Annotated in this window: 2 protein-coding genes; both read left to right on the top strand. The window is 65.3% G+C overall.

Going from position 1 to position 8,134, the window contains the following annotated elements; translation table 11 throughout:
* The first annotated feature begins 883 nt into the window (after nt 1-883).
* The gene (locus tag IG75_RS0122885) at nt 884-5,734 is read left to right on the top strand and encodes a hypothetical protein (protein ID WP_211145896.1); all 4,851 of its coding nucleotides are present in this window, start codon (nt 884-886) and stop codon (nt 5,732-5,734) included.
* On the top strand, nt 5,731-8,115 hold the full coding sequence (locus tag IG75_RS0122880) for an aminoglycoside phosphotransferase family protein (RefSeq protein ID WP_162183804.1): 2,385 nt from the start codon (nt 5,731-5,733) through the stop codon (nt 8,113-8,115). Before IG75_RS0122885 ends, IG75_RS0122880 begins: the two co-directional genes overlap by 4 nt.
* The last annotated feature ends 19 nt before the right edge of the window (nt 8,116-8,134 follow it).

The raw sequence follows: 8,134 nt of genomic DNA, 5'->3' as shown, positions 1-8,134 counted from the left end.
CACAGGGCACGGTGATGCTTCCAGGAGCGGGGGCCCGCGACCGCGAGCCGGATTCGAATCGCGGGGAGTCGGAGCCACCGTTCGGCGGAACCTCCGAATCCCTCGATGCGCCAAAGGGGTATACGGGCACCTGGGACGACGTTCTCGACGTTTCACCCGGCCGCGCCCGCAGCAACGACGGTGCTTCGCCGGAAGCCATGCCGTATGAGCAGCGAGGGTTGCGGGTCAGGGGATTCCTGGCTACTCACACTCCTCCCGGTGATGTCCCCGGCGTTGGACGAGCTGAGGTGCCACCGCCCACCGCGTGGTCAGGCGATCCCGATAACGATGCACTCACGACGAACCGGGGACAGACACCTGATCCTGCGGCACAGTCGCCCTGGAGCCGAGCGAAGACCGACACGCCTGGTGACGCACGCACCGCATCATTGCCCGACCAGTCCACAGGGCTTCCCACGGAGGAGCCGGCACAGCCGGCCGCCGATATCGTCGACCGGCCGGATACCGATGTGGACACCCCCGAATCGGTGCGAGGCCACGGCCCGAGGCATCGGGCTCCGGGGCCGACGATCGCGAGGCGCAATCGGGTCACAACCCCGCCGAGGAAGAACTCGGCCGAGCGCGCGGCCGGATCGGTCCCAACCTTCCCGCGCTCGGGTCCGACGACAGTGCCCCAGACCAGCCGTCGGCCTCGGATCGCGGTGGGCAAGGCGACAGCCCGATCGGATCTCGACCCGGCCAAGGCCCCTCGGACAGTGCGGCCGCTGCCGCTGCGGGACCACTGGCTCTCTTGTCGGCTGCGCGAGCCGGCGACGAGACGGCGAGAGAAGGACTGTGGCAACGGTTCACCGGCGATCTCGCTATGCGGGTCTCCGCCGGGGCGATGGCCGGCCGACCCGATGATCTGGCCGCCGGAGTCCGAGAGCAGCTTTGGGCGGCCTTGGATATCGTGGCAGAACTTTGCAGTTTCAGCTTTCATGCCGACACAGCGTGGATACTTTTCGGGCATATCGCCGAGACGCTCTCGAAGATCGCCCCGCGATTGCCGGATCTTGCCGCAGTGGCCGGCGCATCGGTTCGGCTGACCGAGGCAATCCGCGGGGCGGACGGTCGCGAGTCCACAACCGCCGATAAACTCGGCCGTCTGCTTCGCACACTGTCTTCGAGCGAATACGGTGGTCTCCTCAGCGCAGCACTGTTCGAACTGGCCTATGTCGACGACCCGTCGCCACCACAGTGGAGTCCGGCCGCGGCGCGCGAACAGCTTCCCCTCGCCTACCGGAACCTACGAAACGGCGAATTTCACGAGCCGAGCCTCATCGTGGCCGACGTGCAGGATATCGGCCCGCGGGACCCGGACGAGAAGTATGTGGTAGGCCCGGACGGTGGCGACTACATCGTCGCCCCCGGCGCCGCCACCGAGTCTTTGCGGCTACTGCATCGCCGCACCATCGGCTACGAAAGAGCGCGCCGGGGTGTCACTCACAACCTCGCCGTCGCCACCGCCGACTATGTCGAGGAACTGGTCAGGGCCGGCCGGCGGAACCTGACCGGCAGTGCCGGCATTGCAACCGGTTTCGATCAGCTCGCCGCGGCAGCCGAGGCGCTCAGGCATACGGCCGAGCGACGGCCGGATCATCCCCTGCTCGCCGAAGCCGCGGCGGCACTCGGCCGCTTCCAGGAGCAACTGACGGCCGCGGATGCGGCACGGATCGGTGAACTGGCGGCGCAGCTGACCGGGAACACACCGGTACATTATGCGATCACCGAGGCACTGATCACACTGCGCATCATCGGTTGCGTTTCCCATGCCGCCACCACCCTGTGGGCTTACGGCAGCGACAACACCGTCATTCCCGCCGACCATCTCACCGACCCCGACACCGCGGAGGAGGCCATCCAGGGCCGTCTGCGCCCCGTCGGCGATACCGACCCGATCGCGGCAATCAAGGAAAAGCTGCTGGCCCGGGATGGCAATACCGCCGTCGTCGCCGCTGCCGACACCGTCGAGGCGCATCTGTGGGTCATCACGAATATCGCCGGCCACCTGTTCGTCACCGACCCGCTCATCGAACAGGAGCCCGGCATTCCCCGCACCCTCCCCATCGACGACTGGGAACCCGCCTACAACCCCGCCATCGACAAATTCTTCGCCGCCTACTTCACCGCCGAGACCGGAAGCCTGACCGCTCAGCCAGGACACACCCTCGACACCGCCCAAACCGCCGGCCTGCCGCGCAAATTCGACGGCCCGCCCGGTGCGGAGGCGGCACCAGCGCCCTATTCCGCCGTCCACCTGAACAACCGAGTTCTCGGCTCGGCTTCTGTTGCCCGGGACATGCAGCCGCCCGCTGCCCCCGAACCGGCGCGGGAGGGGTCGGCTGCGCGTCCGCCGCGGGGTGGTGGAGCAGCCGCGGGGCTACCGCCGGAGCACTTGTCCCTCGACGATCCAGGCGGCCACGGCCTCGACGACACCCGCGCTGGGAAGGACCGCTCGGGGCGGTGGCGCACAGGCGGGCTCGATCCGAGCGTGGTGTACGTGGATACGCCGGGCAAATCCGAGGCGAGCGGGGTCCGCAAGCGCAGTACCGGTGGACGCACCGAGGACGGCGGACGGTCGGCGACGGCGACAGGTCCCGATTCCGGCCGGATCGGTGCCAAACCGGCTGCGAGCCCGGACGACGGGGCTCCGAACGACCGGCGGCCATCCGAGAACCGGACCCACATCGTCAAGACTCACGTCGCACAGGGCAACCCGGAGCCGGCGCTCGATATGTTGCGGACATGGCCGGGCGAGAAACTGTATCGTTGGCTTTCGCGACGGTACGGTGCCTCGCCACTGGCACGGGAGATCGTCGACGAGGCGATCGAACGCGCGATCGACACCGTGCACCGCATGCCCGACGATCTCGATATCGAGCAGTGGATCGTCGCCAAGGCGCGAGAACGCATCCCACAATACGATATGTTCGTCGAGTTCCGCCGGCGGCTCGTCCAACTGGTCACAGGCGTGAACGATCTACTCTCCGTCGACGATCCGGATGCCGATAGTGCGCAACTCGCACAGATTCTCGGGCAAGCGACAGCCGCACAGATGCAACGCGCCCTGCGGTCGGAACGCCTCAACGATACCCAGCGGGCGTTGCTCAACACTGTCCGGACGATGCCGCGCAGCCCGGGCACCGAAACGACCGAAACCGGAAACCGACCGTCCCGCCAGATGGAGTTGCTGGCGGCTACTCGCATACTCGCCCGTCAATTACGCGTCGATATGGGATTGGGTGAATTCTCCGAGCGGGCTGGTGAGGAAGCCGACGAGGAAGACGCCGCACTCGATTTTTCGCGAGGACGGCAAATGGGGGCAGGTATTCTTCGACTGTTGGCGGAAGGACACACCCGAACCGGCATCGCGGCCGACTCGAGGTGGTCACTGGGCTGGCTGAAAGTCCACTGCGCGGACCTCGCCAACGAGTTCGGAACCCCCAACCGGGGCCCGGTCCTGGTGGCGACCGGCATCCGACGTGGACTCATAGACAAGCCCGAGCAGTCGCCGCTCGCCCTCACCCCGAGTGAGCGGGAGGTGCTCACCGCAAAAGCATACGGAATGACGGATCGGCAGGTTGCCGATGAGACAGGCCGATCACTCAGATTCGTGACCACTACAGTCGCACTACTGCGGCGTGATACTCAGTCCCGCACAACGGCTCAACTGGTCGCTCGTACAATTGATCAGCTGGATTTCGTGGTTGTCGATTCCGGAATATACAAGCTTCTCGGCAAATTGACAGACGAGCGCATCGCGAAAATATTGAACATCACCGAACCGGCGCTACTCGGATACTACTCCGAATTGGTCAGACGGTTGAACATAAACTACCACCGCGCATTGGCCCAATTCGCCGCGGAACGGATGGAGACGAACACAACGGACACGGCCGCGGCAGCGAAACCGAAACTTCCGCGGGAGCTACTGAACGACCGCGAGGCTGGACTGCTTAGTTTCTACAAGCTGGGGAAATCGCCCGAACGGTGCGCCGAAATAATGGGATTGTCCGTCAAGGCAATCGATAACTATACGCGAGAGATCGCCAATAGACTGGGCTTCAAGCATCGCGATGCGATACTTCGACGCGGCATCCGGTTGGGCATCGTGGAGGAACCTGCAGATATAGATGTTCGACCACGGCTTTCCGAGCAGGAGATACGAGTTGTCACAGCGCGAGCGCAGAACATGACCTATGCCGAAACCGCTGAACAATTAGACATCTCCGTCGATTCTGTCTCCGAGACGGTCAGGGATATCTTCTACAAGATTGCCGCGAAAAAATGGCAAGAGGTATTCGACTTCGCGGTCGCCGAGGGAATAATTCAGGAAGCGCCCGAAGAGAAACTCTGGAGAAACGTCCTCCTGCTGCTCGCCGCCGGCCACACCATCCCCAGAGCCGCCGCCGCAATGGACCGCTCACACGATTGGCTGCTGGACCGCCTTCCCGCTCTCGCCACCAGGCTGCGAACCGTGGTCGACGACACCGTGGCGATGTGGACCGAAAGCCACAGCACCGCACTGGTGACCGACGGGATCAGACGCGGACTCATCGACGCGCTCCCGCAGTTCCCGATGGTGCTGGCGCCCGTGGATCGCGCCATCCTCGCGGCGAAATCGCAGGGCAGAACAACAGAGCAAACGGCCGCCGCCGTGAACCTGTCGCCCAGCCAGACGAGACTCCGTCTCGCCCGGCTGCGAGACGCCACCCATTGTGCGACCACGACGCAACTGATCGCGAAAACAATCCACCAGCTCGACGCCGACACCACCGCCGCTCGGCACACCGAACTGATGCGCATTCTGGCTATGATCGCGACCGGTCACGGTCGGCAAGACATCGCGAATGAGTTCGACCGGTCGCTGTCCTGGGTGAATATCCGATTGACCGCGCTCTCGCAGACCTTCGGGGTTTCGGACCATCAAGCGGCGCTGGCCGCCGCAGCCATCCGCGCAGGAATCCTCGCCCCCACGCCTATCACGACCGAGCTGAGCCTCGGCGCACAGGAACGCCGGATCATTCTCCTCAAGGCCGAGGGCAAGTCCGACCGGGCGATCGCGATCGAACTGCAGGTGCCCTCGAAGGTCGTGCGGTCGGCAGTGGCCCGCTTGCGGAACGCAACCGACAGCAGCACCATCGCGCATCTGATCGCGAAGACAATCGACGCGGTCGACGCCGACTCGACGCCGTCGGCCGAAGTCCCTGGCACCGCCACCGACGAGATCATCCGGGCCGGCGCGGAAACCGGTAACGGCAGAATCGAGCGGTTCCTGACGGCAACGGTATTCGCTATGAACCGGAATACCGCCCGGCGAAACGCAACTCGTACCCGAGGCCGGGGGGCCGGTCCGGGTCGACGGCAGTGCGCGGTACCGACCGGATCGGCTGTAAGCCGACGGAGAGGCCGGTTTCCGGCACATACGTCGAGACACCGCCCGACAACAGTGCCGCACCGCAGGCGTCCGAGCCTCGCCTCCCGGCGCGACCCACACCGTGGAGCGGGGCTGCACAGCGCATATCGGATGGTCGAGATCCGCGCGGTGGGTCGACGAGATCATCCGCCTCCGGAGATTCCGACGGCGCAATCGGTTCCCGGCCGGGTCGGCTTCCGCCCTCCGACCCGAACAACCCACCCGAGCCCGGCCGGTCGAATGCGCACGTCACCATGTTCCGGCCGCTGGGTGCGGTGAACGACGCACGCCCGAGCATGCCGAAAACGGTGGCCGAGGCCGCGACGCAGGAGGCGGTGCAACGCGGTCAGCAGCTGCAAGGGTTCAACAACTTCAACTACGCGCTTCCGGAGCTCGGTCTGTTCGCCCGGATGCGTAAGCCTTCCGAGGGCGTGGACCCGCGGGTGTTGCGTGAGTACGACACCCTGCGGCTATTGGCGAAGCATGAGGTGCAGAATGTGCCCCTGCCGTATGCGAGGCTGACCGATCTGTGTCTCGACGACCGGTGGGTTGCCACCGAGTCCACACCGATCGTGCTCACGAATATGCTGCCGGGGCGGCAGGCCACCGCATCGGACTTCTACGACCACCGCGATGAGATACTGGCCGGTTTCCGCGGGCTGTGGGCGCAATTGGATCGGATTCCGGAACCGGAAATCCGTGAACTGTTACAAGAACCGATGCCCGACGATCGGGATACCGCAGGGTTTTTCCGATGGATTATCGACAAACAGCGGCGCTTGTTCGAGGATCTGCTGCACAATCCGGGGGCAGCACGGATTTTCGATCAGCTACAGATTCCGCGCGATATGTTCGATCTGGTCGAGGCGATGGTCGAGGAGGCCGAACCCGAAGACTTCACGCTGCTGCACGGTGACGTCATCCCGGACAACACGCTGCTCCCGTTCGGTTTGGTGGATTGGGATCTGGCACTGCTGGGCCCACGATGCTGGGATATGGCGATTCTGGACCATCGGGGTGTGGCCGGGATATTGTCCAGCGCCGATCTGCCCGTCAACGTACGGATCGCCAGAGCGATTCTCGATGTGCAGCGGGTAGCGCATGACACTGTGCCCGCGATCCTCGGCCGGGAGATGGATCCCAGTCGTGACACCGCCTACATGGCCAGCTATGCCGCGGTGCTCGAGATGGTGGGCGCATCCACCCGGGGCGCTGCCGACCTGGTCCGACGGGCGTTGGGGCACGACCACCGGTTGGTCGTCGATACCGCGTCGAACCCGAGGGTGATGACAGTTCCACTCCGCGAGGACGGACAGGTCTTCGACGAGCCCACGATCCGGAACATCACCCACGCGATCCGAGGATTCGTCCGTGAAACGATGGGCGACTGGCCCGGGTGGAAACGAAGCGCGGCCTCCGCGACCACCGCGCTGTCCGTCGGCGCAGCATTGCGCACGTCCGTGGGCAGAGCAGTGCTCATGCTGGTCAGCACCAATGAACCATGGTGGAACCGGGTCACCCGGGTGACTGTGCTGCACACCGGCACCGAACCCGTCGACCTCGATATTCCCGCCTGCGCCCGCGACTGGATCGGGGAGTTCGAGGACACCCGGCTCAGCGACAACAGCGAGGGATGGAACCGCTCCCTGACCTTCGCCATGCGCATGCGGTACTTCGGCACGGTCAGCGCGGACAAGACTATGACCGCCACGCGGTCGCCGCACCGGCCGATCGGCTCGGAGGTAGTCGGCCCACTGCGCGGGGCACGGGAATATGCGACGCTTGGTGAGCGCGGATCTCAGGCCGTGCCGATGACAGAAGACGAAGCGTCGATGTTGCGTGACCTGGCCTCGAGCACGCGCGCCTTCCGCATCGAGAGCTCTCATCGCTGGAGCACGGTCGTCGGCGATGGTTTCGTCCTGGTCGGCGATCAGCCCACAGTCGCCCCCACCACCATGAGGGAGGCACAGTTGCTGGCGCTGCTGCACCGCCACGGGGTGACACGTGTGCCGCGCCCCCTGTGCGTGCTCGAACCGCAGGTGCCGCATGACGGCTCGGCGCCGGTGCTCGTCGAGGAGAGGTTGCCCGGGCACCCGGTCGCTGCCGCCGACCGGGGCCATGTGGTGGACGAGGTCGATGCTCCGGTGCAGACACTGCTGGAACAATTGCGGCAGATTCCCGCCACCGCGCTGACCGACGGCTATCTCGTCGCCGACGATCCCGCCCAGCTGCTGCGCACATTGATCGACGAGGACATGCGAACGGCAGCGGCACACGGAGACAAGCTCGCCGCCCATGATATTCCGGCCCAACCGTTCGCCCCGATCCTCGCGAAGGTACTGCGGCCGAATCGATCCCAGCTGATTCCCGCTGCCCTCACCATCGACAACATTCTGTTCGTGAACGGTCGCGTATCCGGTTTCACCGGATGGCGACGGGTGATGTGGGCCGATCCCGACTTCGTCTGGGCGACACTGGGTTCATCGCTGGGCACCGAGCCCGGCGGCGGAAACCAGCGGGTGTATCGCGACTATCTCCGGGTCAGTCGATTGCTCCGGGCGCTGGCCGAGTCGAAATCGGATGAGCTGTCCACGGAACTGCGCGCCGATCTACGCTATGCCCGCGCGCTGTGGGACCCGGGCGCCGATCCCGCATCGTAGGAGTCCGAACCGCGCACAC

It is taken from the genome of Nocardia rhamnosiphila NBRC 108938, from assembly GCF_000720425.1.
Taxonomy (GTDB): Bacteria; Actinomycetota; Actinomycetes; order Mycobacteriales; family Mycobacteriaceae; genus Nocardia; species Nocardia rhamnosiphila.
Note: the sequence above shows the minus strand (reverse complement) of the source record. Positions and strands in the feature narration are given on the sequence as shown.